The sequence below is a fragment of the Streptomyces marokkonensis genome, from assembly GCF_008312835.1.
In the GTDB taxonomy this organism is placed as follows: domain Bacteria; phylum Actinomycetota; class Actinomycetes; order Streptomycetales; family Streptomycetaceae; genus Streptomyces; species Streptomyces marokkonensis_A.
In genome coordinates, this window is the sequence record NZ_VSKS01000002.1 from 35,435 (window position 1) to 61,763 (window position 26,329).

Sequence of the window (26,329 nt, forward strand, 5' to 3'; positions counted from 1 at the left end):
CTGAGATACCCCTGGCGGGAGTGTCGCACCCTCGTGCGACACTCCCTCCATGTTCGGCGTCATCGACCTTCCCACCTACCTGGCGGGGCTCGTCCTCATCATCCTGCTGCCGGGGCCCAACTCGCTCTACGTCCTCTCCGTCGCGGCCCGCAAGGGCGTCCGTACCGGCTACGCGGCGGTGGCCGGCGTCTTCACCGGGGACGCCGTCCTGATGACGCTGGCGGCGCTCGGCGCGGCCTCGGTGCTCAGCACCACGCCGCTGCTGTTCCTGGTGGTGAAGTACGCCGGCGCCGGATACCTGGCGTGGATGGCGTACGGCATGCTGCGTTCGGCGTGGCACATGTGGAAGACGCCGGGCGGGCCGGCACCGGCCGAGGTGCCCGCGCTCGCGCCCGCGGAGGAGCGCCCCTACCGCCGCGCCCTGGTGGTGTCGCTGCTCAACCCGAAGGCGATCCTCTTCCTGATCTCCTTCTTCGTGCAGTTCGTCGACCCCGGGTACGCCTATCCCGCGCTCTCCTTCGTCGTCCTGGGCGCGCTGCTCCAGACGGCCAGCTTCCTGTACCTGTCGCTGCTGATCTTCGGCGGCACCCGCCTGGCCGACGCGTTCCGCCGCAGGCGGCGGCTGGCGGCCGGTGCGACCTCGGCGGCCGGTGCCCTGTTCCTGGGCTTCGCGGCCAAGCTGTCCCTGGCGAGCGCCTGACCCCGCGGGGTGCGCCGAGGTTCAGGAGGCGCGCAGGAACGCCGACAGTGACGCCTTGCCGAGCCAGGTGAGGCGGGTGTCGCCCGCGAGGTGCTTGTCCAGCGCCTCCTCGATGCCGGGCCACTTGGGGTCGCCGAAGTCGTCGAGTACGACGATCCCGCCCGGGGCGGCGATCTCCTCCGCCCACTGCAGGTCCTTGGCGACACCCTCCGCCGAGTGGTCGCCGTCGACGACGATCACGCCGTAGCGGCGGTCCGAGACGGCCGCGCGGGTGCCGGGGTCCTCGGAGAAGCCCCGCTGGATCCGGGCGGCCACGCCCGCGGGACCGGCCAGGGCGAGATTGGTGCGGACGGCCCGCTCGTCGACCGGGGTGCCGGAGGGGTCCGAGCGCCGCGGCGTACCGGGCTGGAGCTGTACACCGGCGAACGGGTCGACGATCGTCACGCTCGGGCTGCGCCCGTCGCGCTCCAGCATCCGGACCAGCCCGGCGGAGAACATGCCGTAGAGCGTGCCGATCTCGAGGACCTCGTCGTTCGGCGGGTCCAGCAGGGGGATCGTGCCGAGCTTGCCGCAGATGTTCATGGTCCCGCCGGCGATCCGGCCGGCCCCGAGCGATTCGAGACCGACCAGCAGCCGGTAGGCGGCCGCGACATTGCGGACGGCGGCCTCCCGGTCCCCGGCCAGCTCCGCCACCTCGTCGTGCAGGCGGCTCAGCGGACCCGGGCTCACGACCCGGGACAGACCGCGCCCGGAGGAGCCGAGCAGCAGATCGAGGGTGAGCTGCTGACGCTTCACCGTCTCGGCGAGGTCGCGGAGTCGCTCTCTGCCCGCGGCGTCCGCGGCGCGCATCCGCCGCTCGATGCGCTGGTCGACGAGGTCGGCGACCGGGCGCAGCAGCCGTCGGGACACGGACGTGGTGAGCAGGGAGCGGGTGTTCATGGATCCGGAGACCTCAATCCGTCGGAAGAGCGCGGTGGGAGTGGTGTGGCTCACGGGTTGAGGACAGGCTAGGCGGGCGCCGCCGGCGGGGAAGGGATGGGGAGTCGAGCGGAACCCGAACACCTGGCGAACTCCCCATGGCGCCGGGGCGACGGGCCGTGCGGCGGGACCGCCCGGTCAGCCGAGCAGGCGGCGCAGGTTCAGCTTCCCCCACAGCAGGCTGGTGGCGAACGACAGCACCATGACCGCGGCCAGCAGGCCGGTCAGGAGCAGTCCCGCCGCCGGTCCGCTCAGATCCGGCGACACCAGGGGAGCGGCGATCTCCTCGACGAACAGCACATGCACCATGTACGCGCCCAGCGCGGCACCGGCCAGCTTCTTCAGCAGGGGCCGCCACTTCTCCGGCACCCGGATCCTGCTGACCAGGAGCAGGACGCAGACGCTCATGGCGGCGACGAACAGGTGCGCGTTGGGCATCACGTAGTGGATCTGCGTGTTGTACCAGAGCGCCCCGGCCATGGTGAGCGGCAGCAGCACGAACAGCGGCCACCGCCACCGCACGGCCCCGGCCGGCAGGGCGAACAGCAGCGCGCCGCCCACCGCGTAGACCAGCGAGTAGGTGCCGAATCCCCAGGCCGACGCGGGCATGTCGCGGCCCGTCACCTCGGTGATCGTGGTCAGCACGCTGGGCAGGACCGCGATGCCCAGCAGTGCCGCGCCCAGGCCCCAGGGCCGCCTCCCCGCCTTGATCAGCATCGCGAAGGCGAGCAGCGCGATGATCGGGATGTAGTTGTACATGAACCACAGGTGGTAGGCGGGCTGGACGGAGCCGAACAGGGAGTCCGTCGCCAGCTCCGTCATGGGGCGGTCGTTGCGGTCGCGCAGCCAGGCCCAGAGCAGGTAGACCGCCGTCCACACGAAGAGCGGGACGGTGTTGCGGACGATCCGCTGCCACATGCGTGCGCTGTCGCGCGGGGGTGCGCCGACGAGGACCGCCCAGCCGGCGATGGCGAAGTACAGGGGGACGGCGAAGGGGTTGATCGCCTCGGCGACGTGTCCCGCCCAGTAGGAGCCGGAGCCGCCCGCCGGGTCGTTGCCGGTGGAGCGGATGAACTGGGCACCCACGTGGCCCACCATGATGGTTGCCGAGCAGATCAGCCGCATCAGGTCGATGTCGAAGCGGTGTTCCCGCGCGGCGGGGGCGGGCTCTCCCTGGAGGGAGCCGGCACTGCCCTTCTGCTGGGGCAGGCGTACGGCGATGTCGTTGGGCACCGCGTCACTCTGGGATGGTGCGGTGTACGGGAGTTGAAGAGCGGGTGGCACCTCCGTGGCCGGCGCGTCTCGGTTGGCGGCACGCGCGTCACCCCTTGCGGGTGCCACGACGCACCGCCCTGCCCATCACACGCTTCGCACGGGCGGCCTGGATCCTGGCGCGGGTGCGGGGGGTGCTGCCCGGGAGGGACAGCTCGGCCAGGCGCAGCTCGGGGAAGTAGTGGCCGGGCGTGTCCGCCAGGTGGGCGCGGAGCCAGTCCGCCGTCGGCTCCCGCAGGCTCGCGTACGTCTTCGGCTGCATGCAGAAGCCGATCGACCGGACCAGCGGGGACAGGGTGTCCGGGGCCGGGCCGACGACAGCCGGGGTCTCCCCCCGCTCCAGGTCCGGCACCAGGTGGTCGATCACGGCCAGCGGCACCCGGTTGCTGTTCGGGTAGGGCTTGAGGCGGCCCATCACCAGATCGGTCCCGACCCGGGCGACGGGCACGTCGTAGTAGGCGGACGCGGTCACCATGGCCGTCGAGAAGCAGCCCACGACGAGCTCGGGACGGCAGTGCTGGTACAGCGTCTCGGCCAGCAGCGGCGCGTCCAGCACGGTGAGCCGCACGCCCGCGTCCGCCGCCGCCTTGCTCAGCGCCGCCGAGTAGCCGGCGGGGGCGGTCGGGTGGGGCTTGAACACCACGGACCGGTGCCCGGCGCGCACGGCCCCGGTGAGCATGCGGACGTGGAGGTCCTCCTCCTCCCGCGCGCTCAGGATGTTGATCGCCGCCAGGTACTGGCCGAGGAGCACGGCGGTCGGCGCCTCGTCGAGCACGGGCGCGAGCCGCGGGTCGTCCGCGGCGTCCCCGGAGATCTCGTCCAGCACGCCCCGGAACGCCCCGTCCGGCACGATGACCGGTTCGACTCCGTACTCGGACAGCAGCAGCGGCCGCAGGCCCGGGATCAGATCGAGGTGGAGCAGCCGCCGGATGCGGCGCGCGAGGGTCAGCGGCAGCTTCTCCCGGGTCGGTCCGTAGCTCATCAGACCGTCGGCGTACACGTCGACGGCGGACTCGGAGAAGATCGCCACCAGCGCGCGGGCGGGGTTGACCTGGATCGACTCGACGGCGAGCTCCACCGTCTCGCGTTCGTCGACGCCCCACAGCAGACGGAAGGCCCGCTGCCACAGCACCGTGTCGTTGCCGCGCGGACCCCAGGTGCTCGGGTGGTACGGGCTGATCGCCTCGTTCCAGCTCACCACCGTGTCGAAGCGGCCCGCCAGCGGGCCGTAGCCGTGCATCTCGTCCAGGCGCAGCGCGGTCTCCGGTACGGCGGCGTTGTTGGAGACCAGCAGGACGCGCCGGGCCTCCTCGCGCGGGCCGAACAGTCCCGCGTCCAGCGCCGCGGCCAGGGTGGCCGCACCGTAGAGGGTCGAAACCTGGAAGATCTGGGTCGTACGGTGCATGGGTCAGGCAGCCTTCCGCCCGTCACGCAGGCGGCTGAGCAGCCTGCTCCGGGTGCTGTCGATGGTGGCGAGGGTCTCCTCCAGCGCCTGCTGGGGCATCCGGTGCAGCGCGTCCCGCGCCTCACGCCGCAGCCGCTGGGCCGCCGAGGGCTCGTACTCGTCCGCCTTGCCGACGTGGAAGGCGATCATGGCGCAGTAGGTGCGTACGGCCTTGAGGAGGAAGCGGTCGGTCTCCGGGTCGTCGCGCAGGTCCCGCAGCAGCAGGTCGTACGCCGGGATGAAGTCGAGCTGACGGGAGTCCTTGATCTGGGTGAGGGAGGTCGCGACGCCGCGCCGGTAGAACACCCCGTGCAGTCCCAGGGACGCGTACGTCCGGGCCTTCAGGTGCAGCCGCCAGATCCACAACCGGTCCTCGGCGGTGCGCAGTTCGGTGACGAAGCGCATGCCGCCGTCGGCGAAGAGGTGCCGGCGGTAGATCCCCGCCCAGACGAACGGGTAGTCGACCATCGTCTCCGTGTCGACGGGCGTGATCCCGTCCCGCGGATCCATCACCGCGTTGCGCAGCCTGGCCGGGGGCCGCTTGATCACCCGCTCGGTGCCGGTGGCCTGGACGTGATCGGTGCGGGCGAAGTCGCAGCCCAGCTCCTCCATCGCCCGCACCATCCCGGCGAGGTGGCGGGGGCCGTACCAGTCGTCGCCGTCGAGGAACGTGAGGAACTCCCCGTCGGCCGCGTCGATGCCGGTGTTGCGGGCCTGGGCGATGCCCCTGTTCGTCTCGTGCCGGATCACCCGCGCGCCCGGGAGTTTCTCCGCCCAGCGGTCGATCACCCAGGGCGTGGCGTCCGTGGAACAGTCGTCGACGAGCAGGAACTCGTAGTCCGGGTGCGCGTTGGCGGCGAGACTGCGCAGGGTGCTCTCCGCGAACGCCTCCACGTTGTGCATCGGGACGACGACGGACAGTTTCGGCACGTGGTTCTCTCTTTCGAAGGCTCGAAGCGGCGGTGATGCGGTGACTCAGGTCCGGCCGAAGGTCTCCCCGAGTTCGTCGAGGTTGGACCGCGTGGTCTCCCACAGGTACTTCTGCGCGTCGTGCACGTCCGCCACGGCGGCCGGGTGGTCGTCGAGGACCGCCGCGGCCCGCTCCAGGAGCCGGGAGCCGAGGTCCCGGTCGTGCACGGACAGCCCCCACTCCTCGCGGCCGATGTCGGACAGGAAGTAGGCGAGCTTCGGATGGGAGACGAGGCTGAGGATCGGGGTGCCGCAGCCGAAGGGGATCATCCCGGCGTGCCCGCGCATCCCGATCACCAGCCGCGACCGGCGGAAGAGCGCACGGATCCCGTCGTTGTCCATGTCGTACAGCTGCTCCACGGGCAGACTCAGCCCGTGCTCCCGCCGCAGGTCGTGCACGAACCTCTCGTCGGCGGGCATGTGCGCCGCGTACCGTACGTCGGCCCGGTCGCGCAGACCGCGCAGCGCGGTGGCCATCTGGGCGAGGAAGCCGCCGTAGTCGTGGCCGAAGCGCAGACCGGCGCGGTCGTACGCGCAGTTGACGAGCACGGTGTCGTCCCGCTCCACCGGGTCGAGCCACCCGGGGACGAGGTGGCGGGCCACCGTGGTCGGGCAGGGCTGGTAGCGCACCCGGTCGCGCAGCTGAGCGGGGAGCAGTTCGCGGACGCGGTCGATCGAGCCGTGGTTGCGCAGCCCGAAGAACGCGGACCGCTCGACGAGGACCCGCAGGCTCTCGGCGAACCGGCCGCGACGGTAGAGCTGCCCGTCGAACACGTTGTAGCCGACCGCGAACACGGCCAGCGGCGCGGTCAGCCGGGACAGCGCGTCGTCCGGGACGTTCCACTGCCAGTGGCTGTTGCCGTTGGGGGAGGTGTCCGGCAGGAAGAGCCCGCCGCCGCCCACCACGACCCCGCGCCGCGCGTTCAGTTCCTCCAGCGCCGCCTCGTCGACCAGCCGGTGCACCGGCTGCTTGTACCAGCGGCGCGGGCCGGTGTCGGTGCCGAAGCACAGGCGCACGGCCTCGGGCAGCACCTTGTCGCCGGCGTTCTCCTGCCCCTCGGCGAACAGCGCCACGTGGGCCAGCTGCTCCCCGGGTGCCACCGGCTCCGCCTCCGGGCGGTCCTCCGCACGGGTACGGACGTACCAGCCGTGACACCCGGAGTCGGTGGGGTCGGCCTCCAGCCCCGCCCGGGCGTAGGCGTGCGCGTCCGCCTCGCGTCCGCACAGCCACGCCAGCCGCGCGAGCTGGGCGAAGGCACGCGGCGCCACGTCGGGGGACGCCGCCGCCAGCAGCAGCCGCGCCTCGGCCTCCGCGTAGCGCGACAGCGCCATCAGGCAGACGCCCAGGGTCTCCTGGCAGCGCGGCGCGTCCAGCCGGTCCCCCACCACCGGGGCGAGGACGTCGACGGCCTCGTCGTAACGGCCCTGCCCGCGGTACACGTCGGCGACCGTACGGGCCAGGCCGAGGGAGGGACGCGCCCGGAGCAGGGGCGGCGCGAGGTGCGCCAGCAGGTCGGGGTGTTTGTCACCGGGCAGGGCGCAGTACGCGGCCCGGAACTCCTCGTCGCCCATCTCGAAACGGCTCCGCGCCTCGGCGGCCGGACCGTACCCGGGCTCGTCGTCCGGCCCGGGGAAGCGCAGCACGGCGACCCGCTCGGGCACCGGCGCGTCGTCGTACAGCCGGCGGGTGAGGAAGTCGTACCGCGCGTCGAGGGGCGTCAGGACGCCCTCCAGCACCGCGCCCCAGTCGCCGTCGCCGTCGAGCCGCGCCACCACGGCGTCGTCCACGTCGGCGCGCTGCACGACCAGCAGCCCGTCCGGCAGGACCGTACGCCGCTCCTCGCCCCGCCCGTCCCACAGCACCTGCGGTACGGCGCCCACCCCGTGCCGCATCCGCAGCAGCGCGCCGATGTCCCCCAGCACCACCATGCCGGGGGAGAGGGCGACGACGGTGTCGTAGCCCTCCAGCCGGAAGACGTCCGTACGGCGGTCCGCGCGGCGGGTGACCACGCGCGGGTGCAGCCGGCGCAGCGCGTCGAACGCGGAGTCCGGCAGCCCGGGGTGCAGCACCACGACGTCCTCGCACACGCCCGGGTTGGTCAGCGCCAGGCTGCGGACCAGCGTGGCCAGGCCGGGCAGGCGGTCGCCGTCGGTGTGCACGGCGAAGGCGATCCGGCGTCTGCCGGTGACGGCGCTCCGGTCGTCCGCGGAGGAGGAGTGGGTCATCGCAGGGCGATCCTCATCTTGCTGTCGTCGACGTGTGTCGCGCGGTCCATGACCCATTCGGCCTCCGCCGGCCGCAGCCGGCCCGGCTTGTCGAAGCCGATGAGGTCCAGGCGGGGGCTGACGTCCAGGAAGTCCAGCAGCCGCAGCACGGTGAAGGCCGTGCCGGCCCCGGGCCCCCAGCGGTCCTCTCCCAGCAGCGCCGGGTCGCTCAGGGGCCGCCGCAGCGTGGCGTCGCCGACATGCTCCTGCGCCCCGGCGACGAGCCGCTCCCGCGTCGCGCGGCGCCACGCCCCGGCCGGGTCGCCGAACACCAGCCGGACACCGGCCCGCTGCGACCAGGCGGGCCCCTCCCACGGGGCGTCGCCGCGCAGCGAGACGGCGTGCAGGCCGGTGCGCTCCCCGGTGCCCTCCGCGCGGATCCGGAACGCGTCGCAGCGCACGACCAGGTCGTAGGCGTCGATCTCCGCGCCCAGCGTGCTCCCGGCGACCTCCCCGGCGTTCGAGACCAGGCACACCGTCCGCCCCGCGACCAGCTTCCGCAGCCCGCCGACACCGATCGGCGTGCTCCCGCCGAGCAGCGGATCGGGCATCACGGACCGCTCGACGAGCCGCCGGTAGGTGCCGTACAGCTCCAGCAGGCGGCGTACGGCGGGGTCGTCCGGGCCGTGCTCGGCCACCCGCGCACGGACGTGGCCGGCGAACTCCTGTGCCACGGCGGCGGTCGGTCGGCCGGTCGGGTCGCGCAGCGCGGCGCCGGACCCGGGGAAGAGCGCGGCGGCCTCCTCCAGGCACTCGCGGCGCCGCCGCAGGGTGCCGGCCCGGCGGGCCACCGCCCCGGCCGGGGCGCCCTCCTGCTGCAGCGCCAGGCAGCGGCCGTAGCACTCCAGCGCCTCGTCGTCGCGCCCGAGCCCGTCGAGCGCCAGGCCGCGCAGCCGCCACGCGCCCTTGGACCGCTGCCGGATCCCGGTCGCCGTCCCGGCGACCCCCAGGGCGAGCTCCAGCCCGTCGCCGCCGGCCTCCAGGGCGTACTCGCCGACCTGGAGCAGGGCGTCGAAGGGATCGGCCGACGGAGCGTCGAGGGAGGCGGCGAGGACACCGATCGCCCGGGTGAGGCGGGCGTCGCGGGGAGCGGACCGGTCGCCTCGGGCCGCGAGATGCTCACCGCACAGGCGCAGACCCCGGGCGTACAGCTCCCGCCTGGCGGTTTCCTTCTGCCGAGCCGTGAACAATCCCGCCAGGGGGTTCGTCATGCCTTCCACCGTCCTCCGATCGGAGGCCGAATGTGCCCCAGCACGGCGGTCGGCCGGTGGCATCCGCGTGGACAACGGGTGAACAGTCCCCCTCGAACAGTCCGCCGCGTGCCGGGCGTTCGTACTCAGGCCGCCCCGGCTCCACGCCCCGCGCCCGTACCCGCGCGTCCGGGGTCCCGGCCCCGGCGCGGGTGAGTACATCCGCCCTGCCGCGCGGGATCCGCCCCCGGCATGGTGGTGGCCGGTGAGGGAGCCCCCCACCGCCCGTCGGATGCGCCCGGGTCCTTCCCGGCACGAGCGGAGTGTCGTATGGCCCGGAAATCGTGGCTGCGGGTGCTGGTCGCGGGCGCCGTGCTCGGTGCGGCCGGATGCGGCGAGGCCGACCGCGCGGTCCTCGGCGCGCCCCGGTGCCCGGACGGGCCCCCCGCGCGGCCCGCGCCGCGCCAGGCGCAGCCGGGCTTCGCCTGGGCCTGGTTCCCGATGGCCGGCGCCCCGGCCGGCGGCATCCAGGCCGGACCGGTGCCCGGCTGGACCGACGTCGTCTCGGTCGCGGACGGCCGTTTCACCACGGTCGCGGTACGCGCCGACGGCACCGTGTGGTCCTACGGCACCAACGTCGGCGGCTCCCTCGGGCAGGGCCACACCGAGCGCCACTACCAGGCCGAGCCGCGGCAGGTGCCGGGCATCGACGACGCGCGCGAGGTCCACGGCAGCGGGCCGACGTTCTACGTCGTACGGCGGGACGGCACCGTGACGGCCTGGGGGTCGGACCGGTTCTTGGTCAACGGTGGGAAGCGGGAGGGGTACGACGGCGTGGCGACCCCGCGACGCGTCCCCGGCCTGGGGGACGTCGTCTCGATGGGGCCCGGCTCCCTCAACGCCTTCGCCCTGCGTTCCGACGGCCGGGTACGGGGATGGGGCATCAACCTCACCGACGTCCTCGGCGGGACCGACGGCACGCGGCTCACCACGATCGACGGTGTGAGGGGTGTCGTCGACGTGGCCTCGGCGGGCGGTGCCGTGGTCGCGGTCAAGGGGGACGGGCGGGTTTGCGCGTGGGGGAACAACGCCTACGGCCTGCTGGGGGCCGAGCCGCGCGGCGGCCAGTCCGGCCGCCCGGTGCTCGTGCCCGGGCTGACGGACGTGGTCCAGGTGGCGGGCGGCGAGAACGTGGCCTACGCCCTGGACCGGGACGGTGTGGTGCGGGCCTGGGGCCGTGGAGCGGGCGGCGCGCTGGGCGACGGCCGCACCTCGGACCACACCTCCGCGAAGCCGGTCTGCGTGACCGGTCTCCCCGAGATCCGCCGGATCGCCGCCCTGGGACTCACGGGACTCGCCATCGACACCCGGGGCGGTCTGTGGGGCTGGGGGTCGGGCCTGGGCCTCGGCGGCCGGGCCGGGGCCGGCGCTGCCCGGCCGGTGCGGATACCGCTGCCCGGCCCCGCCCTGGACCTGTCCGGTCGGCACGTGATCCTCGAACACGCCCCGTCCGCCGACGCCACCGGCCGTGGGCCCTTCCAGGACGCCACCTCGGAGTCCAGCCGGCACGACTAACCCCCCACGGCCTTCTTCAGCGCCCGCGCCCGCCGCACCACCCGGCGCGCGGTGGCGTTGCGCGGCAGGAACGCCAGCCGCTTCGGGATGCCGCCGGGCAGCCCGAGCGAGGTGAGCCGCTTGCGCCGGAACCAGCGCCGGGTGCGCGGGTGGCCCGCGTGCCGTGCCAGGTACCGCTCCGCGGCCGGGCGCAGGGACGGGCGCAGGTGCGGCTGCATGGTGAAGCCGAGCGCGGTGACCAGGTCGGCCGGCTCACCGGCCGCGAGCGCCTCCGCGCTCCCGGGCTCCGGGCCCGGCAGCAGCGCGTCCGCGAGGACGGCCGGGACCCGGTGGCCGTTCTGGTACGGCGTCAGCCGCTCGAGGAGGCGCCCGGTGCCCACGCGGGCGACCGGCAGACCGTAGAACGCGGACGCCGTGAACAGCGCGGTCGAGGAGCAGCCGACGACCAGCGCCGGCCGGAACCTCTCGAACAGCACCTCGGCGAGCACGGGGACGTCCAGGACGGTGAGGTCCACCCCGAGCCGCTCCGCCTCGGTCCGCAGCGCGCGGCCGTGCCGGACCGCGGCGGCGGGGTGCGGCGCGAACACCACCGCGCGGTGCCCGCGTCCGGCCGCTGACCGCAGCATCCGCACGTGCAGGTCGTCCTCCTCCGCGGGGGAGGGGATGCCGAGCGCGGACAGGCACTGGCCGACCAGCAGCGCCGCGCCGTCCGGCACCTGCGGCAACCCGTCCACGGCCGCGGACATGTCCCCGACCACCCTCAGGAAGGCGTCCGTCGGCACCACCCGCGCCGGCACGCCGAACTCGGCCAGCAGCATCGGCGTCAGACCCGGCACCAGGTCCAGGTGGAGCACCTGCCGCACGCGCGTGCCGATCAGCGGGTCGAGCTTGCCCCGCGTGGGACCGTAGCCCGCCGTCCCGCCGGCGTGGACGTGCACCGGGGCCCCGGTGAACACCTGGGCCACCGCCAGGGCCGGAGGAACGTCCGGGGACTCCAGCACCAGTTCCACGCGGTCGTCGCCGAGCCCCCACAGCAGCCGCAGATGCCGCTCCAGGAGCGGGACGTCGTCGCCGCGGGGTGTCCAGGCCGCCGGGTGGAAGGGCCGGACGGCCTCGTTCCAGGAGAGCACCTCGTCGAAGTGGGCGCGCAGCGGCGCGAAGCCCGGTATCTCCTCGGGCGCCGGCGCGGCCTCCGGGACCGCGGAAGCGTCGCAGTACAGCAGCAGCCGCCGCTCCGCCCGCGCGAAGCAGCCGGACTCGACCGCGGCCGCCAGCGTGGCGACGCCGTACGGCGTCGAGGCGCAGAAGATCTGAGTGGTGCGGGACATCAGGCGGCCCCCTTCCCCGTGCCGGGCCGGCGCCGAAGCCGCCGCAGCCGGGCGGAGCGTCGCAGGTCCATGGTGTCCAGTACGCCGTCGAGCACGTCCTGCGGCATCCGCCGGAGCGCCGCCGCACTCATCGACCGCAGCCGCCTGGCCACGGCGGGCTCGAACTTGTCCTCCTCGGCCAGGTGGTGGGCGATGACCGCGCAGTACGTCCGCACCGCCTTGGGCAGCAGCCGGCCGGCGTCCCGGTCCGCCGACGTCTCCTCGACGACCTGGTCGAAGGCGCGGATGAAGTCGAGTTGGCGGGCATCACCGGTCCGGGTCAAGGAGGAGGCGACGCCGCGCCGGTAGAACACACCCAGCAGGTCGGTCACGGCGAACGACTCCGCCTCCCGGTGCAGCCTCCAGGCCCACGGCCGGTCCTCCGCCGTGTGCAGCCCCTCGGTGAAGTGCAGCAGGCCCCGCTCCAGCAGCCGCCGGTGATGGATGCCGGCCCAGACGTACACGTAGTCCACCGAGGTCGTCCGGTCCGCGGGCAGGATCGCGTCCCGCGGGTCAAGCACCTCGCCGCGCAGGCCCACCGGCACCCGGCGCACGGTCCGTGCGCGGTCGGTGACCTGCACCATGTCCGTGCGGACGAAGTCGCAGCCCAGCCTTTCGGCGGCCGCCACCAGGCGGGACAGATGGCCCGGGGCCAGCCAGTCGCCGGCGTCCAGGAAGGCCAGGTACTCGCCGCCCGCCGCGTCCAGCCCGGTGTTGCGCGCGGTGGCGACCCCGCGGTTGCTGTCATGGCGGATGAGGCGGACCCGGGCGACCTCGGAGAGTTCCTCGGCCGCGCGCTCGAGAATCGCCCGTGTCCCGTCCTGGGAATGGTCGTCGACCAGAATGAACTCGAAGTCCTCCCGGGCGTTCGCGCGCAGACTTCTGAGGGTGTCCGGGGCGTATTGCCGGACATTGTGGAACGGGACGATCAGCGAAAGCTTCGGCACTCGCAAAACTCTAGGAGTCCCGCCCGGATCGGCAACTTTCCGATGACCGTACGGGCGGTGAACTCCGTGTGTCGGTACGGTGTATCACGCCTACGTGCCGCGTTCTCGCGGGCCGGTTCGGCTTGCGGTGGGGTGTTGTTAACTTTTCGTTGATTCGCGGTTGGGCCATACCTAGAATTCGCTTCCTAGCGTCTTCGGCGTGCCAGCAAGTGCAACGAAGCCCCTCAGGGTGGCGGTCCTCGCGGATTCCGACACCCGCTGGAAATGGGGCGCGCTCACCGCGAACCGCGTCACGCCGCGGGACATCCGCATGGACGGATTTCTCCTGCGGGGCCGCGCCACGCCCACACCCCGCCAGCTCGGCGAGGTGGGGGTCCGCGCGGACTCCCTCCGGGAGGTCACCGCGGTCGAGTTCCTGCGCGCGATGCGGGAGGAGCCGTACGACGTCCTCGTGCTCGCCCTGGTCGGCGGGGGCGTGCAGGCCGTGCTGCACGGGCTGAAGCGGGCCTGGGAGGACCGGCCCCACCGGCCCGTCGTCGTCACCGGATACGTCGGTGTCGTCTACGAGAAGCTCGCCGACGGCCTGCTGCTGCGCCACGGCGCCGACCTGGTGCTCGCCAACTCCCGCCAGGACGCGGACCGTTTCCGCGCCGTGTACGAGGGAGTGGGCGCCGACGCCGGCGCGGTGACCGAGGTCGCGCTGCCGTTCCTCGGCGGGGCCGCCCACACCGGCGCACACGAGCCCTACACGGTCGTGTTCGCCGCCCAGCCCTCCGTGCCGGACAGCCGCAGGGACCGCGCGTACCTGCTGGACCGGCTGGTGCGGCACGCCCGCCTCCACCCGGAGCGCGAGGTGCTGCTGAAGCTGCGCTCCAAGCCCGGCGAACACACCACGCACATCGAGGAACTGCCCTACCAGAAGCTGTCCCAGCGGCTCGACCTCCCCGCCAACTTCCGTCTGGTCTACGGGCACATGGGCGAGGTCCTGGACCGGACCGACCTGCTCGTCACGGTCAGCTCCACGGCCGCCCTGGAGTCGCTGCACCGCCGCATCCCCACCGCGGTCCTGACCGACCTCGGCATCCGGGAGGCGCTCGGCAACCACCACTTCATCGGCTCCGGCTGCCTCGCCTCCTGGGACCAGCTCGACGGAGGACACCGCCCGGAGCCCGACGCCCGGTGGGTGGCACGGCAGGGGGTCGCCACGGACGGGGCGTACGAGACGGCCTTCGACACCGCACGCGCACGCATCACCGACCTGCTCGGCCGCCCCGGCGGACTCCCGCCCCTGACCCCGTACTACACACCGGTCACCGCGCCCGGCTATCTGCCCGGCATCCTCGCCCGCCACCACCTCGGCCCGGACGGCACGCCGCTGCCCGGCGCACCCGCCGCCGGCAAGGAGCCCGGACCGGTCCGGCAGATCGTGCGCCGGGCGGCGCGCGGGGCCTACCGGCACGGCGTGCAGCGCGTGGCCCCGGTGATCCGCCGGATGGGCGACCTGTGACCGCCCGGGCCGCCGCCCCGAACCCCGCTCGAGGAGCTGATCCCATGTCCAACCCACCGGTGGTGCGCCGGGTGCTCGCCGTGATCCCCGCACGCGGCGGCTCCAAGGGCGTGCCCGCCAAGAACCTCGCCCCCGTCGGCGGCGTACCCCTGGTGGTGCGCGCCGTGCGCGAGTGCCGGGCCGCGCGGAACGTCACGGACGTGGTCGTCTCCACCGACGACCAGGCCATCGCGGCGGCCGCGCGACAGGCCGGCGCCGAGGTCGTCCTGCGGCCCGCCGCCATCGCCGGCGACACCGCGACCTCCGAGGCGGCCGTCCTGCACGCCATGGACGCCCACGAGGCCCTGCACGGCGCGCCGGTGGACGTGGTGCTGCTCGTCCAGTGCACCAGCCCCTTCCTGGTCCGCGAGGACGTCGACGCCGTGGCCGCCGCGGTCGCCCACGGGGACGCCGACACGGCGGTGACCGTCGCCCCGTTCCACGGCTTCGTCTGGCGCGACGCCGACGACCGGGAGACCGGGGGCGGCCACGGCGTCAACCACGACAAGTCCTTCCGCCCCCGCCGCCAGGACCGCCCCCAGGACTTCCTGGAGACCGGCGCCGCCTACGCCATGGACGCCGCGGGCTTCCGCGAGCAGCGGCACCGCTTCTTCGGCCGCACCGAGCTCGTACGCACCGACCCGGCCCGCGTCCTGGAGATCGACGACCCGCACGACCTCGACCGGGCCCGGGCCCTCGCGCCGCTCTTCGACGCGGACCTCCCCGGAGCCCTCCCGACCGCGAACGACGTCGACGCGGTCGTCCTCGACTTCGACGGCACCCAGACCGACGACCGGGTGCTGATCGACTCCGGTGGACAGGAGTTCGTCGCCGTGCACCGCGGCGACGGACTCGGCATCGCGGCCCTCCGCCGGAGCGGCCTGAAGATGCTGGTCCTGTCCACGGAACAGAACCCGGTCGTCGCCGCCCGCGCACGCAAGCTCCGCATCCCCGTGCTGCACGGCGTCGACCGCAAGGACCTCGCACTGAAGCAGTGGTGCGAGGAGCAGGGCATCGCGCCGGAGCGCGTGCTCTACGTCGGCAACGACGTCAACGACCTCCCGTGCTTCGCCCTCGTCGGCTGGCCCGTGGCGGTCGCGAGCGCCCACGACGTCGTACGCGGCGCCGCACGCGCGGTCACCACCGTCCCCGGTGGCGACGGCGCCATCCGAGAGATCGCCAGCTGGATCCTCGGCCCCTCTCTCGACTCCCTCACCAAGTAAGGACATCTCTGCCATGAGCACCAACTCCCGTCTCCGCTCCTTCGGTTCGCGCGAGGTCGGCCCCGGGCGCCCGGTCTACATCTGCGGCGAGATCGGCATCAACCACAACGGTGAGCTGGAGAACGCCTTCAAGCTCATCGACGTGGCCGCCGAGGCCGGCTGTGACGCCGTCAAGTTCCAGAAGCGCACCCCGGAGATCTGCACCCCGCGTGACCAGTGGGACATCGAGCGCGACACTCCCTGGGGCCGGATGACCTACATCGACTACCGCCACCGCGTGGAGTTCGGCGAGGACGAGTACCGCCGGATCGACGAGTACTGCAAGGAGAAGGGCATCGACTGGTTCGCCTCCCCGTGGGACACCGAGGCCGTCGCCTTCCTGGAGAAGTTCGACGTCCCGGCCCACAAGGTCGCGTCCGCGTCCCTCACCGACGACGAGCTGCTGCGCGCCCTGCGCTCCACCGGCCGCGCGGTCATCCTCTCGACCGGTATGTCCACCCCGCGCCAGATCCGCCACGCGGTCGAGGTCCTGGGCTCGGACAACATCCTGATGTGCCACGCCACTTCGACGTACCCCGCGAAGGCCGAGGAGCTGAACCTCCGCGTGATCAACACGCTGGAGAAGGAGTTCCCGAACGTCCCGATCGGCTACTCCGGCCACGAGACCGGCCTGCAGACCACCCTCGCCGCCGTCGCCCTCGGTGCCGCGTTCGTCGAGCGCCACATCACCCTCGACCGCGCCATGTGGGGCTCCGACCAGGCCGCCTCCGTGGAGCCGCAGGGCCTGACCCGGCTGGTCCGCGACATCCGCACCATCGAGGCGTCCCTCGGCGACGGCGTGAAGAAGGTCTACGAGTCCGAGCTGGGCCCGATGAAGAAGCTGCGCCGCGTCGCCGGCGTGGTGGCCGAGGCGGAGATCGCCACGGCCGCGGGCGAACCGCTGTCCGTCTGACCCGGACCCGGTCCACCCCACCCCACCCCCACCACGACGACGGGAACGGTCGTACGTCGATGAGCCCCCGCGCCGGCCGGCCCGGCCCCCGCACTCTCGCCTTCGTCGAGAGCCCGGTACAGCTGCTCAACGTGCTGGAGTGGGCGCACGCGCACGCGCCCGGCGTGGGGCTCACCCTCGTGGTGCTGTCCCCGGTGGACCCGATGACCCGCGGCCAGCTGCGCCGGATGGCGGAGCTGGCCCGCGAGGAGGGGCACGAGGTCCGCTGGGAGGAGGCACGCGGGGGAGCGGGCGCCCCGCTGCGGACGGTCGGCGGACTGTCCGGGCCGCTCCGCCGGGCCACCCGTGTCGTCCTCGGCGACCCCTTCTCGCGCTACGTCCAGCTGCTGCTGACGATCACCCGGGCGCGGGACGTCGTCGTGGTCGACGACGGCACGGCGACCATGGAGTTCGTCGGGCAGCTGGCCCGCGGCGAGCGGCTGGTGCGCTGGCACCGCAAGGGCGGCCGCCCCGGCCCCCGCGACCTCCTCCTCGCCCCCGTGTCCGCCGCCGCCCGGCGCCGGCTCACCCCGGGCGGGAGACGCGCGGTGGAGGTCTTCACCTCGATGCCCATGGAGGACACGCCGCCCGGAGTCACCGTCAGCGCCCACACCTTCGCCTGGACCCGGGACCGCTTCGGCCCGCCCCGCATCACCCAGGGCGCGGACCTGGTGGGCACGTCGCTGGTGGAGACCGGCGTGGTGGACGGCGACGCCTATCTGGAGGCCGTGCGGTCCCTGGCGAGGACCCACGGCGCCCGGCGCTACTTCGCGCACCGCCGCGAGAGCGCGGAGAAGCTCCACCGGCTGGCGGTCGAGACGGGCCTGGAGATCGTCCGCCCCGAACTCCCGCTGGAGCTGGTCGCCCGCCGCGGCCCCATCGGCCGCACCGTGCTCAGCTTCCCGTCCACGGTCGTCCACACCCTCCCCCTCGCCCTGACCGGCACGGACGTCCGCGTCACGGTCTGCGACATAGACCCGGCCTGGCTGACCAGGACGGCCTCCCCGCGCGCGCGGGGCTTCCTGTCCGGGGTGACGGACTCGGCGCGGGACGTCCACCGGCTCCCGGCGGTGGTGGCGCCGGCCAGGCCCTGCGGTCTCGGGTGCTGAACCGGCCGCCCGACCCGCCCCGACCCGCCCCGGCTGTCCGCCAGATGAACCGGTCCGCGTGGGCTGGGCCGAGCGTGGTATCCGTGAAGGAGGCGGATGGGTGCCGGAGCATGACACGGCTGTGACACATGTCATGGTCCGGCAGGTCAGGGGGCCTTCATCCCGCAAAAGGGCGGCGAGTTTACCCATCCGGATCGACAGCTATGCGTAGGGCAGCCGACTTTTCTTCGCCTGACGGGCTGATTTTTCTTGATCGGGGGTCAGTAACGGGCGTCGGCGCCCTACTCTTCAAAGGGTGAAGCCACTGATGTCACTGGAGTCCGAGGTCGACCTCCCCGGCGGAGCGGTGCTCCCCGGAGCGTTGCCCGAGGCCCTGCGTGCCGAGCTGGTCGCGTTCCGGCGCGACCTGCACATGCACCCGGAGCTCGGCAACCAGGAGTTCCGCACCACCGCCGCGATCAAGGAACGTCTGGAGCGGGCCGGCCTCCGGCCGCGCGTACTGTCCAGCGGGACCGGCGTGATCTGCGACATCGGAACCGACGGTGGCACCGACTCGGCGATGCTGGCCATGCGCGCCGACATCGACGGCCTGCCCATCCCCGACATGAAGACCGAGTGCCCCTACCGCTCCACCGTGCCCGACCGTGCCCACGCCTGCGGCCACGACGTGCACACCACCGTGGTGCTGGGCACCGGCCTCGTCCTCGCCGAACTGCACCGCCAGGGCCTGCTGCCCCGCCCCGTCCGGCTGATCTTCCAGCCCGCCGAGGAGGTGCTGCCCGGGGGCGCCGCCGACGCCATCGCGGACGGCGCGCTCGACGGCATCGCCCGGATCATCGCCGTGCACTGCGACCCCCGCGTCGACGCCGGCAGGATCGGGCTGCGCCAGGGCCCCATCACCTCCGCCTGCGACCGGCTGGAGATCGCCCTCGACGGCCCCGGCGGTCACACCGCCCGGCCGCACCTGACCACCGACCTGGTCACCGCCGCCGCCCGCGTCGTCACCGACGTGCCCGCCCTGGTCGGCCGGCGGATCGACAGCCGCAGCGGACTCGCCGTGACCTGGGGCAGGATCGAGTCGGGCCACGCGCCCAACGTCATCCCGCAGCACGCCGAGCTGTCCGGCACCGTGCGCTGCCTGGACCTGGAGGCCTGGCGGCAGGCCCCCGACATCGTGGTCGCGGCCATCGACGAGGTGGCCAACCTGCACCGCGCCAAGTCGGAGATCAACTACGTGCGCGGCGTCCCGCCCGTGGTCAACGAGGCGGGGGTCACCGAACTGCTGCGCGACGCCATGATCGCCCGGCGCGGAGTGGAGTCCGTCGAGGACACCCAGCAGAGCCTCGGCGGCGAGGACTTCTCCTGGTACCTCGAGCGCGTCCCCGGCGCCATGGCCCGCCTCGGCGTCCGCACGCCCGGCGAGCGCACCGTGCGCGACCTGCACCAGGGCGACTTCGACGTGGACGAGCACGCGATCACCGTGGGCGTGGAGCTCTTCACCGCCGCCGCCCTCCTGGACGCGCTCCGCTGAGGCCCCTCCCGCCCCCGCTCCGCTTGCGTGCCGGGCGGGGGCGGGGCAGCGTGGGGCGCGTGCAGGCACGCGCGTCATGCCGACCGCCCGTTTCGGTCCCCTACGGCCCTCTGGTTCACAAGGACGTAACCGGCCATCGGCACGAATGGATAACGGCCCCGCGGAACCCCGTTCCCAGGAGTGTCTACGCGCGTTAATGTGCGCCGAACCGAGCACCCGCTGCGGGGCTTTGGAGAATGGGGAGCTTGAGATGCGTCGGATATCCAAACTGACCCGCGTAGCGGTGGGGGTCGCCTCGCTCGCACTCGCCGCCACCGCCTGCGGCGGCACCAGCAGTGACAACGGCGACAGCGGCGGCTCCAAGGAAGACCTCGGTCTCGCCATCGCCTACGACATCGGCGGCAAGGGCGACCAGTCCTTCAACGACGCCGCCTTCGCCGGCCTGACCAAGGCCAAGGACGAGTTCGGCTACAAGACCGCCGACGTGGAGCCCACCGAGGGCGAGACCGACGCGGACAAGGAGCAGCGCCTGGCCTCGCTGGCCCGCCAGGGCTACAACCCGGTCATCGGCGTCGGCTTCGCCTACGGCCCCGCCATGAAGGCCGTGGCCGCCAAGTACCCGAAGACCACGTTCGGCATCGTCGACTCCGTGGTCGAGGGCGAGAACGTCGCCTCCCTCGTCTTCGCCGAGGAGCAGGCCTCCTACCTCGCCGGTGTCGCCGCCGCGAAGGCCACCAAGACCGACACGGTCGGCTTCATCGGTGGTGTGGACATCCCGCTGATCCACAAGTTCGAGGCCGGCTACAAGCAGGGCGTGCAGGACACCGACGCCAAGGTGAAGGTGGTCTCGCAGTACCTGACGCAGACCGCCGAGGAGGGCGGCTTCTCCAGCCCGGACAAGGGCAAGGCCGCCGCCGAGGGCCAGATCGAGAAGAAGGCCGACGTCGTCTACCAGGCGGCCGGACTGTCCGGTCAGGGCGTCATCGAGGCCGCCGCGAAGGCCAAGGTCTGGGCGATCGGCGTCGACTCCGACCAGTACCAGCAGGAGGCCCTCGCCGCGTACAAGGACTACATCCTCACCTCCGCCCTGAAGGACGTCGGCGGCGCGGTGTACGCCCTGGCCAAGTCGGTGGAGGACGAGAAGCCGCTGACCGGCACCCAGGTCTTCGACCTCAAGGTGAACGGCGTCGGCCTCTCGGAGAGCAACCCGAAGATGGCCGAGGTCCCCGGTCTGACGGACGCCGTGGCCAAGGCCAAGGAAGGCATCATCGGCGGCTCCATCACGGTCAAGACGGAGTAGTTCGCGGTACGGGACATCCGTACGAAGCGGGCGGGCGCCCTCCGGCGCCCGCCCGCTTCGGCGTTCCCGGGTCCGCTCACCCACCGCCACCCTCCGTTCGCGATCGGCCAGCCCCGACCACGGCTGGGAACCGTGTTGGGCACGGCCGGATAACAAGGTGGACAGAAGGGGTTTTCAGGCAGGTCTACGCGCGTTAATCTGCGGCAAAGCCAGCGCCGTAGCTGAACCGTCCCGGCGCTTTGTACGACTAGGAGCACCACACATGCGCCGGATTTCCCGGATCACGGTCGCAGGCGCAGCGACCGCCTCCCTGGCCCTCGCCCTCTCCGCCTGCGGCGGCACCTCGACCTCCTCGAGCTCCTCCGACGCGAAGGGCGACAAGGGCCTGGCCATCGCCTACGACGTCGGCGGCAAGGGCGACCAGTCCTTCAACGACGCCGCGTACGCCGGCCTGGAGCAGGCGAAGAAGGAGTTCGGCTACGAGACCGCCGACGTCGAGCCCACCGACGGTGAGACGGACGCCGACAAGGAACAGCGCCTGGTCTCGCTGGCGAAGCAGGGCTACAACCCGGTCATCGGTGTCGGCTACGCGTACGCCTCCGCCGTGAAGGGTGCCGCGGAGAAGTTCCCGGACACCACCTTCGGCATCGTCGACGACGCCACGGTCGAGGCCGGCAACGTGGCCGACCTGGTCTTCTCCGAGGAGCAGGCCTCCTACCTGGCCGGCGTCGCCGCCGCCGAGAGCACCAAGACCGACGTCGTCGGTTTCGTGGGCGGCGTGGACATCCCGCTGATCCACAAGTTCCGCGCGGGCTTCGAGCAGGGCGTCAAGGACACCGACCCGAAGGTCAAGGTCATCTCGCAGTTCCTGACCCAGACCGCGGAGGAGGGCGGCTTCTCCAGCCCGGACAAGGGCAAGTCCGCCGCCGAGGGCCAGATCGAGAAGAAGGCCGACGTCGTGTACGCGGCCGCCGGTCTGTCCGGACAGGGCGTCATCGAGGCCGCCGCCGCCAACAAGGTGTGGGCGATCGGCGTCGACTCCGACCAGTACCAGCAGGAAGCTCTTGCCAAGTACAAGGACTCGATCCTCACCTCGGCGATGAAGGACGTCGCCAAGGCGGTGTACAACCTGGCGAAGTCGGTCGAGGACGGCAAGCCCGCGACCGGTATCGTCAAGGGCGATCTGAAGACGGGTGAGGTGAGCCTGTCGAACTCCAACCCGAAGTTCGCGGACGACGCCGAGCTCCAGGAAGCCATCAAGACGGCCAAGGAGAAGATCATCAGCGGCGAGATCAAGGTCAAGTCCAGCTGAGCAACCCTCTGAGGGGGTGTCCTCAGAGGGCCGCGGGGTCGCGACCGCTGGACGGGGTACGGGGAGCCGGGCTCTCCGTACCCCGTCGGTCAGGGGCGCCACCCCTTTGTATGCCGTAGGGGCGCTACGCGCGTAGACGGCCCCCGTCCCCAGGAGAGTGCGTCATCAACGCGTCCAGCAGCCCTCCGGCCGGAGCGGCGGTCAACGATTCGGTGACCGCCGTCGAGCTCGCCGGGATCACCAAGCGCTTCCCCGGCGTCGTCGCCAACCACGACATCCACCTCACGGTCCGCAAGGGCACCGTCCACGCCCTCGTCGGGGAGAACGGTGCCGGCAAGTCGACCCTGATGAAGATCCTCTACGGCATGCAGAAGCCGGACGAGGGCACCATCGCGGTCGGCGGCGAGAAGGTGAGCTTCTCGTCCCCCGCCGACGCCATCGCGCGCGGCATCGGCATGGTGCACCAGCACTTCATGCTCGCCGACAACCTCACCGTCCTCGAGAACGTCGTCCTCGGCAGCGAGAAGCTCCACGGCATCGGCGCCGGGGCCCGCCGCAAGATCAAGGAGCTCTCCGAGCGCTACGGCCTCGGCGTCCGCCCCGACGTCCTGGTCGAGGACCTCGGCGTCGCCGCCCGCCAGCGCGTGGAGATCCTCAAGGTCCTCTACCGCGGCGCCACCACCCTGATCCTCGACGAGCCCACCGCGGTCCTCGTGCCGCAGGAGGTCGACGCGCTCTTCGACAACCTGCGCGAGCTCAAGGCCGAGGGCCTGTCGGTCATCTTCATCTCCCACAAGCTGGGCGAGGTCCTCTCGGTGGCCGACGACATCACCGTCATCCGTCGCGGCACGACCGTCGGCACCGCCGTCCCCGCCGAGACCACCGCGCGCCAGCTCGCCGAGATGATGGTCGGCAGCGAACTGCCCACCCCCGAGACGGCCGAGTCCACGGTCACCGACCGCCCCGTCATCACCGTCGACAAGCTGCGGCTGACGGCCGCCGGCGGCAAGGTCCTGCTCGACGACATCACCTTCACCATCCACGAGGGCGAGGTCCTCGGCATCGCGGGCGTCGAGGGCAACGGCCAGACCGAACTGGTCGACGCCCTCATCGGCCTGAAGTCCGCCGACTCCGGCGTCATCCGGCTGGCCGACGAGGAGATCACCGCCTGGCCCACCCGCAGGCGCCGCGAGCAGGGCATCGGCTACATCCCCGAGGACCGGCACCGCCACGGCCTGCTCCTGGAGTCCCCCCTCTGGGAGAACCGCATCCTCGGCCACGTCACCGAACGGCCCAACGCCAAGGGCGTCTGGCTGGACCCGAAGGCCGCCCAGGAGGACACCCGCCGGATCGTCGAGGAGTACGACGTCCGCACCCCCGGCATCGACGTCACCGCGGCCTCCCTCTCCGGCGGCAACCAGCAGAAGCTGATCGTCGGCCGCGAGATGACCCACAAGCCGCGCTTCCTGATCGCCGCCCACCCCACCCGCGGCGTGGACGTCGGCGCCCAGGCCGCCATCTGGGACCACATCCGCGAGGCCCGCCGCGAGGGCCTGGCCGTGCTGCTGATCTCCGCCGACCTGGACGAGCTGATCGGCCTGTCCGACACCCTCCGGGTGATCTACGACGGGAAGCTGGTCGCGGACGCCGACCCGGCCACCATCACCCCCGAGGCACTGGGCACCGCCATGACCGGCGCCGTCTCCGGACACCTCGAACAGGAAGAGACCCCCGAGACCTCGGCCGGCGCGTCCCGGTCCCCCGAGTCCGAGGAAGACGAGGCCCGCTGATGAAGAAGTTCGACAAGGAGCGCGTGCTCCTCGCGGTGGCCGGACCGGTCATCGCGCTCGCCGTGGCCTTCGTGCTGAGCGCCGTCGTGCTGCTCGCCTCCGGCAAGAACCCGGTCGAGCCGTTCGCCCTGATGTTCGAGCAGGCCGGTTTCGCCGACATCCAGGTGCTGATCATCAACCAGGCCTCGATGTACTACATCGCGGCCCTCGCGGTGGCCATCGGCTTCCGGATGAACCTGTTCAACATCGGCGTCGACGGCCAGTACCAGCTCGGCGCCATGATGGCCGCCAGCGTCGGCGCCCACATGAACCTGCCGGCCGTCCTGCAGATCCCGCTGCTGCTCCTCACCGCCGTGTTCACCGGCGCCTTCTGGGCCGGCGTCGCCGGTGTCCTCAAGGTCACCCGGGGGGTCAGCGAGGTCGTCGCGACGATCATGCTCAACGCGATCGCGACCTCCGTCATCGGCTACATGTGGCTGCCCACCGTCTTCGGCGTCAAGGTCGGCAACAACAACACCACCGGCGAGATGTACGAGTCCGGCTGGATCCCCGGCATCGACATGGGCGCGGCCGGCGAGATCTACGGCCTGGTGATCCTCGCCGTCCTGCTCGGCATCGGCTACTGGATCGTCCTCAACCGCACCCGCTTCGGCTTCGACCTGCGCGCCTCCGGCGCCTCGGAGTCCGCCGCCGCGGCCAGCGGCGTCGACCCCAAGCGCATGGTGCTCACCGCCATGCTGCTCTCCGGCGCCATCGCCGGTCTCGCGGGCCTGCCGATCCTGCTCGGCGACGCGCACACCTACAACCTCAGCTTCCCCACCGGCATCGGCTTCCTCGGCATCGGCATCGCCCTGCTCGGCCGCAACAGCCCGGTCGGCATCGCCTTCGCCGCCCTCCTGTGGGCCTGGCTCGACAAGGCCTCGCCCGAGCTGGACTTCCACGGCTACGACAAGGAGATCGCGGTCATCATGCAGGGCCTGATCGTCCTCTCCGTCGTGGTCTCCTACGAGGCCGTCCGCGAATGGGGCCTGCGCCGCCAGCAGCGCCGGGTCGGCGCGGAACTCGCCGCGGGCCATGTTCTCGGGGGCCCGGACGCCGACAACAACACCACGAAGGAGGTGGCCGGCCGATGACCGCACCGACCACAGCGACCGACGTCAACCAGCCGTCGCTGGAGCACGCACCGAAGGCCGGCCGCCGTCTGTCCTGGCCCGTCCTGCTCCTGGTCATCGCCGGAGCCCTGGCCCTGACCTCGATCGTGCGCCTGATCACGGGCGCCGACGGCATCACCAACGTCAGCCAGATGTCCACCGCGCTCCAGCTCGCCGTCCCGATCGGCCTCGCCGGTCTCGGCGGCCTGTGGGCCGAGCGCGCGGGCGTCGTCAACATCGGCCTCGAAGGCATGATGATCCTGGGCACCTGGTTCGGCGCCTGGGCCGGATTCCAGTGGGGCCCGTGGACCGGCGTCCTGGTCGGCCTCCTCGGCGGCGCGCTCGGCGGCCTGCTGCACGCGATCGTCACCGTCACCTTCAACGTCAACCACATCGTCTCCGGTGTGGCGATCAACATCCTCGCCCTCGGCGCCACCCGCTACCTCGCCCCGCTGGCCTTCGTGGGCCACCAGGGCGGCTCCGCCAAGCAGTCCCCGGCGGTCGAGTCCCTCGGCAACTTCACCGTGCCCGGACTGTCCGACGGACTGAGGGACCTCAACGACAAGGGCTGGTTCTTCGTCTCCGACATCGCGGGCCTGCTCGGCGGACTGGTCACCAACGTCTCCTGGCTGACCCTGATCGCCGTCGCGCTCGTCCCCGCCACCTGGTGGATCCTGTGGCGCACGCCGTTCGGCCTGCGGCTGCGCTCCTGCGGCGAGAACCCGATCGCCGCCGAGTCCCTCGGCGTGAACGTCTACAAGTACAAGTACCTCGCCGTGATCATCTCCGGCGGCCTGGCCGGCCTCGGCGGTGTCTTCCTCTCCATCGTGGCCAACCCCTTCTACCTGGAGGGCCAGGTCAGCGGACGCGGCTTCATCGGCCTCGCCGCGATGATCTTCGGCAACTGGATGCCGGGCGGTCTCGCCATCGGCGCCGGCCTCTTCGGCTACACCGACAGCCTCAACCTGCGCGGCGGCTCCGCCAACGTGCACGCCCTGCTGCTGCTCGGCGCGCTGCTGCTGCTCATCGGCGCGATCTACCTGGTCATCCGCAAGAAGTACGTCCACGCGGCGATCACCCTGGTCGTCGGCGCCCTCGTCTTCGCCTGGTACGCCGGCACCAACGAGGTCCCCAACCAGGTCGTCGCCGCCACGCCGTACGTCATCACCCTCGTCGTCCTCGCCCTCTCCGCCCAGCGGCTGCGCATGCCCAGGGCCAACGGCATGCCCTACCGGAAGGGGCAGGGCAAGTGACCGCGGCCGACGTCGACTGGGAGGCGCTGCGCGCCGTCGCCCGGGAGGCCATGACCCACGCCTACGTCCCCTACTCGGGGTACCCGGTCGGCGTCGCGGCCCTGGTCGACGACGGGCGCACGGTCTCCGGCTGCAACGTCGAGAACGCGTCGTACGGTCTCGGCCTGTGCGCCGAGTGCGGCATGGTCTCGGAGCTGCACCGCACCGGAGGCGGCCGCCTCACCCACTTCACCTGTGTGGACGGCCGGGGCGAGATCCTCGTCCCGTGCGGCCGCTGCCGCCAGCTGCTGTACGAGTTCGGCGGGTCCGGACTGCTCCTCGAGACCCCGGCGGGAATCCTGCCGCTGTCGGAGATGCTGCCCCAGGCCTTCGGCCCGCAGCACCTCACCAAGTAACTCCCGTGCGGCCCCTCCGGA

General features: G+C 72.5%; 21 protein-coding genes. 13 read left to right on the forward strand and 8 right to left on the reverse strand.

What is annotated here, in order from left to right:
• Positions 1–49 precede the first annotated feature (49 nt).
• Entirely contained in the window at positions 50–700 is a 651-nt protein-coding gene (gene leuE / locus F1615_RS02950) for a leucine efflux protein LeuE (protein ID WP_149547278.1), read from the forward strand.
• Positions 701–721: 21 nt separating this feature from the next.
• Here leuE and F1615_RS02955 read toward each other — a convergent pair whose 3' ends face one another.
• The 6 genes from F1615_RS02955 to F1615_RS02980 all read right to left on the reverse strand — a co-directional run bounded on the left by F1615_RS02955 (position 722) and on the right by F1615_RS02980 (position 8,839).
• On the reverse strand, positions 722–1,639 hold the full coding sequence (locus F1615_RS02955; RefSeq protein WP_149547279.1) for a class I SAM-dependent methyltransferase: 918 nt from the start codon (positions 1,637–1,639) through the stop codon (positions 722–724).
• Positions 1,640–1,816: 177 nt separating this feature from the next.
• Positions 1,817–2,911, reverse strand: a complete 1,095-nt coding sequence (locus F1615_RS02960; protein WP_149547280.1) for an acyltransferase — start codon at positions 2,909–2,911, stop codon at positions 1,817–1,819.
• An 88-nt stretch (positions 2,912–2,999) separates the two neighbouring features.
• Positions 3,000–4,355 (reverse strand): polysialyltransferase family glycosyltransferase, encoded by a 1,356-nt coding sequence (locus F1615_RS02965; protein WP_149547281.1) that lies wholly within the window; start codon positions 4,353–4,355, stop codon positions 3,000–3,002.
• Between the two features lie 3 nt (positions 4,356–4,358).
• Positions 4,359–5,324, reverse strand: a complete 966-nt coding sequence (locus F1615_RS02970) for a glycosyltransferase family 2 protein (protein WP_149547282.1) — start codon at positions 5,322–5,324, stop codon at positions 4,359–4,361.
• Positions 5,325–5,369: 45 nt separating this feature from the next.
• Positions 5,370–7,589 (reverse strand): polysaccharide pyruvyl transferase family protein, encoded by a 2,220-nt coding sequence (locus tag F1615_RS02975; RefSeq protein ID WP_149547283.1) that lies wholly within the window; start codon positions 7,587–7,589, stop codon positions 5,370–5,372.
• Positions 7,586–8,839, reverse strand: a complete 1,254-nt coding sequence (locus F1615_RS02980; RefSeq protein ID WP_149547284.1) for a tetratricopeptide repeat protein — start codon at positions 8,837–8,839, stop codon at positions 7,586–7,588. The genes F1615_RS02975 and F1615_RS02980 overlap by 4 nt, the downstream gene beginning before the upstream one ends.
• Positions 8,840–9,148: 309 nt before the next feature.
• On the opposite strand from F1615_RS02980, the gene F1615_RS02985 reads away from it, so the two are divergent.
• Positions 9,149–10,393: an RCC1 domain-containing protein gene (locus F1615_RS02985; RefSeq protein WP_149547285.1), complete on the forward strand. Its 1,245-nt coding sequence runs from the start codon at positions 9,149–9,151 to the stop codon at positions 10,391–10,393.
• Here the strand turns inward: F1615_RS02985 and F1615_RS02990 are convergent.
• Positions 10,390–11,721, reverse strand: a complete 1,332-nt coding sequence (locus F1615_RS02990; RefSeq protein ID WP_149547286.1) for a polysialyltransferase family glycosyltransferase — start codon at positions 11,719–11,721, stop codon at positions 10,390–10,392. The genes F1615_RS02985 and F1615_RS02990 overlap by 4 nt on opposite strands.
• Positions 11,721–12,707: a glycosyltransferase family 2 protein gene (locus tag F1615_RS02995; protein ID WP_149547287.1), complete on the reverse strand. Its 987-nt coding sequence runs from the start codon at positions 12,705–12,707 to the stop codon at positions 11,721–11,723. The genes F1615_RS02990 and F1615_RS02995 overlap by 1 nt, the downstream gene beginning before the upstream one ends.
• Before the next feature lie 199 nt (positions 12,708–12,906).
• Between F1615_RS02995 and F1615_RS03000 the strand changes: the two genes are divergently transcribed.
• The 11 genes from F1615_RS03000 to F1615_RS03050 all read left to right on the forward strand — a co-directional run bounded on the left by F1615_RS03000 (position 12,907) and on the right by F1615_RS03050 (position 26,308).
• On the forward strand, positions 12,907–14,214 hold the full coding sequence (locus tag F1615_RS03000; protein ID WP_149547288.1) for a DUF6716 putative glycosyltransferase: 1,308 nt from the start codon (positions 12,907–12,909) through the stop codon (positions 14,212–14,214).
• Between the two features lie 44 nt (positions 14,215–14,258).
• Positions 14,259–15,476, forward strand: coding sequence for an acylneuraminate cytidylyltransferase (locus F1615_RS03005; protein WP_149547289.1), 1,218 nt, complete (start codon positions 14,259–14,261; stop codon positions 15,474–15,476).
• Between the two features lie 13 nt (positions 15,477–15,489).
• Entirely contained in the window at positions 15,490–16,428 is a 939-nt protein-coding gene (locus F1615_RS03010; protein ID WP_149547290.1) for an N-acetylneuraminate synthase family protein, read from the forward strand.
• A 59-nt stretch (positions 16,429–16,487) separates the two neighbouring features.
• A complete protein-coding gene (locus F1615_RS03015) occupies positions 16,488–17,576 on the forward strand; it encodes a hypothetical protein (protein WP_149547291.1) in 1,089 nt (362 codons plus the stop codon).
• A 307-nt stretch (positions 17,577–17,883) separates the two neighbouring features.
• Positions 17,884–19,107 (forward strand): amidohydrolase, encoded by a 1,224-nt coding sequence (locus F1615_RS03020; protein WP_149547734.1) that lies wholly within the window; start codon positions 17,884–17,886, stop codon positions 19,105–19,107.
• 250 nt (positions 19,108–19,357) lie between these two features.
• The gene (locus tag F1615_RS03025; protein WP_149547292.1) at positions 19,358–20,407 is read left to right on the forward strand and encodes a BMP family lipoprotein; all 1,050 of its coding nucleotides are present in this window, start codon (positions 19,358–19,360) and stop codon (positions 20,405–20,407) included.
• A gap of 262 nt (positions 20,408–20,669) precedes the next feature.
• A complete protein-coding gene (locus F1615_RS03030; RefSeq protein ID WP_149547293.1) occupies positions 20,670–21,719 on the forward strand; it encodes a BMP family lipoprotein in 1,050 nt (349 codons plus the stop codon).
• Positions 21,720–21,931: 212 nt separating this feature from the next.
• Positions 21,932–23,509, forward strand: a complete 1,578-nt coding sequence (locus tag F1615_RS03035; RefSeq protein WP_149547294.1) for an ABC transporter ATP-binding protein — start codon at positions 21,932–21,934, stop codon at positions 23,507–23,509.
• The gene (locus F1615_RS03040) at positions 23,509–24,642 is read left to right on the forward strand and encodes an ABC transporter permease (protein ID WP_149547295.1); all 1,134 of its coding nucleotides are present in this window, start codon (positions 23,509–23,511) and stop codon (positions 24,640–24,642) included. The genes F1615_RS03035 and F1615_RS03040 overlap by 1 nt, the downstream gene beginning before the upstream one ends.
• Positions 24,639–25,913 carry an ABC transporter permease gene (locus tag F1615_RS03045; RefSeq protein ID WP_149547296.1) on the forward strand — a complete coding sequence of 425 codons (1,275 nt, stop codon included), beginning with the start codon at positions 24,639–24,641 and terminating at the stop codon, positions 25,911–25,913. Before F1615_RS03040 ends, F1615_RS03045 begins: the two co-directional genes overlap by 4 nt.
• Entirely contained in the window at positions 25,910–26,308 is a 399-nt protein-coding gene (locus F1615_RS03050; protein ID WP_149547297.1) for a cytidine deaminase, read from the forward strand. The genes F1615_RS03045 and F1615_RS03050 overlap by 4 nt, the downstream gene beginning before the upstream one ends.
• The last annotated feature ends 21 nt before the right edge of the window (positions 26,309–26,329 follow it).

Excerpts from the sequence above, each read along its gene's own strand:
- leuE (WP_149547278.1), top strand. The coding sequence starts at position 50 with ATGTTCGGCGTCATCGACCTTCCCACCTACCTGGCGGGGCTCGTCCTC.
- F1615_RS02955 (WP_149547279.1), bottom strand. The coding sequence starts at position 1,639 with ATGAACACCCGCTCCCTGCTCACCACGTCCGTGTCCCGACGGCTGCTG.
- F1615_RS02965 (WP_149547281.1), bottom strand. The coding sequence starts at position 4,355 with ATGCACCGTACGACCCAGATCTTCCAGGTTTCGACCCTCTACGGTGCG.
- F1615_RS02975 (WP_149547283.1), bottom strand. The coding sequence starts at position 7,589 with ATGACCCACTCCTCCTCCGCGGACGACCGGAGCGCCGTCACCGGCAGA.
- F1615_RS02980 (WP_149547284.1), bottom strand. The coding sequence starts at position 8,839 with ATGACGAACCCCCTGGCGGGATTGTTCACGGCTCGGCAGAAGGAAACC.
- F1615_RS02985 (WP_149547285.1), top strand. The coding sequence starts at position 9,149 with ATGGCCCGGAAATCGTGGCTGCGGGTGCTGGTCGCGGGCGCCGTGCTC.
- F1615_RS02990 (WP_149547286.1), bottom strand. The coding sequence starts at position 11,721 with ATGTCCCGCACCACTCAGATCTTCTGCGCCTCGACGCCGTACGGCGTC.
- F1615_RS03005 (WP_149547289.1), top strand. The coding sequence starts at position 14,259 with ATGTCCAACCCACCGGTGGTGCGCCGGGTGCTCGCCGTGATCCCCGCA.
- F1615_RS03010 (WP_149547290.1), top strand. The coding sequence starts at position 15,490 with ATGAGCACCAACTCCCGTCTCCGCTCCTTCGGTTCGCGCGAGGTCGGC.
- F1615_RS03015 (WP_149547291.1), top strand. The coding sequence starts at position 16,488 with ATGAGCCCCCGCGCCGGCCGGCCCGGCCCCCGCACTCTCGCCTTCGTC.
- F1615_RS03020 (WP_149547734.1), top strand. The coding sequence starts at position 17,884 with ATGTCACTGGAGTCCGAGGTCGACCTCCCCGGCGGAGCGGTGCTCCCC.
- F1615_RS03025 (WP_149547292.1), top strand. The coding sequence starts at position 19,358 with ATGCGTCGGATATCCAAACTGACCCGCGTAGCGGTGGGGGTCGCCTCG.
- F1615_RS03030 (WP_149547293.1), top strand. The coding sequence starts at position 20,670 with ATGCGCCGGATTTCCCGGATCACGGTCGCAGGCGCAGCGACCGCCTCC.
- F1615_RS03040 (WP_149547295.1), top strand. The coding sequence starts at position 23,509 with ATGAAGAAGTTCGACAAGGAGCGCGTGCTCCTCGCGGTGGCCGGACCG.
- F1615_RS03045 (WP_149547296.1), top strand. The coding sequence starts at position 24,639 with ATGACCGCACCGACCACAGCGACCGACGTCAACCAGCCGTCGCTGGAG.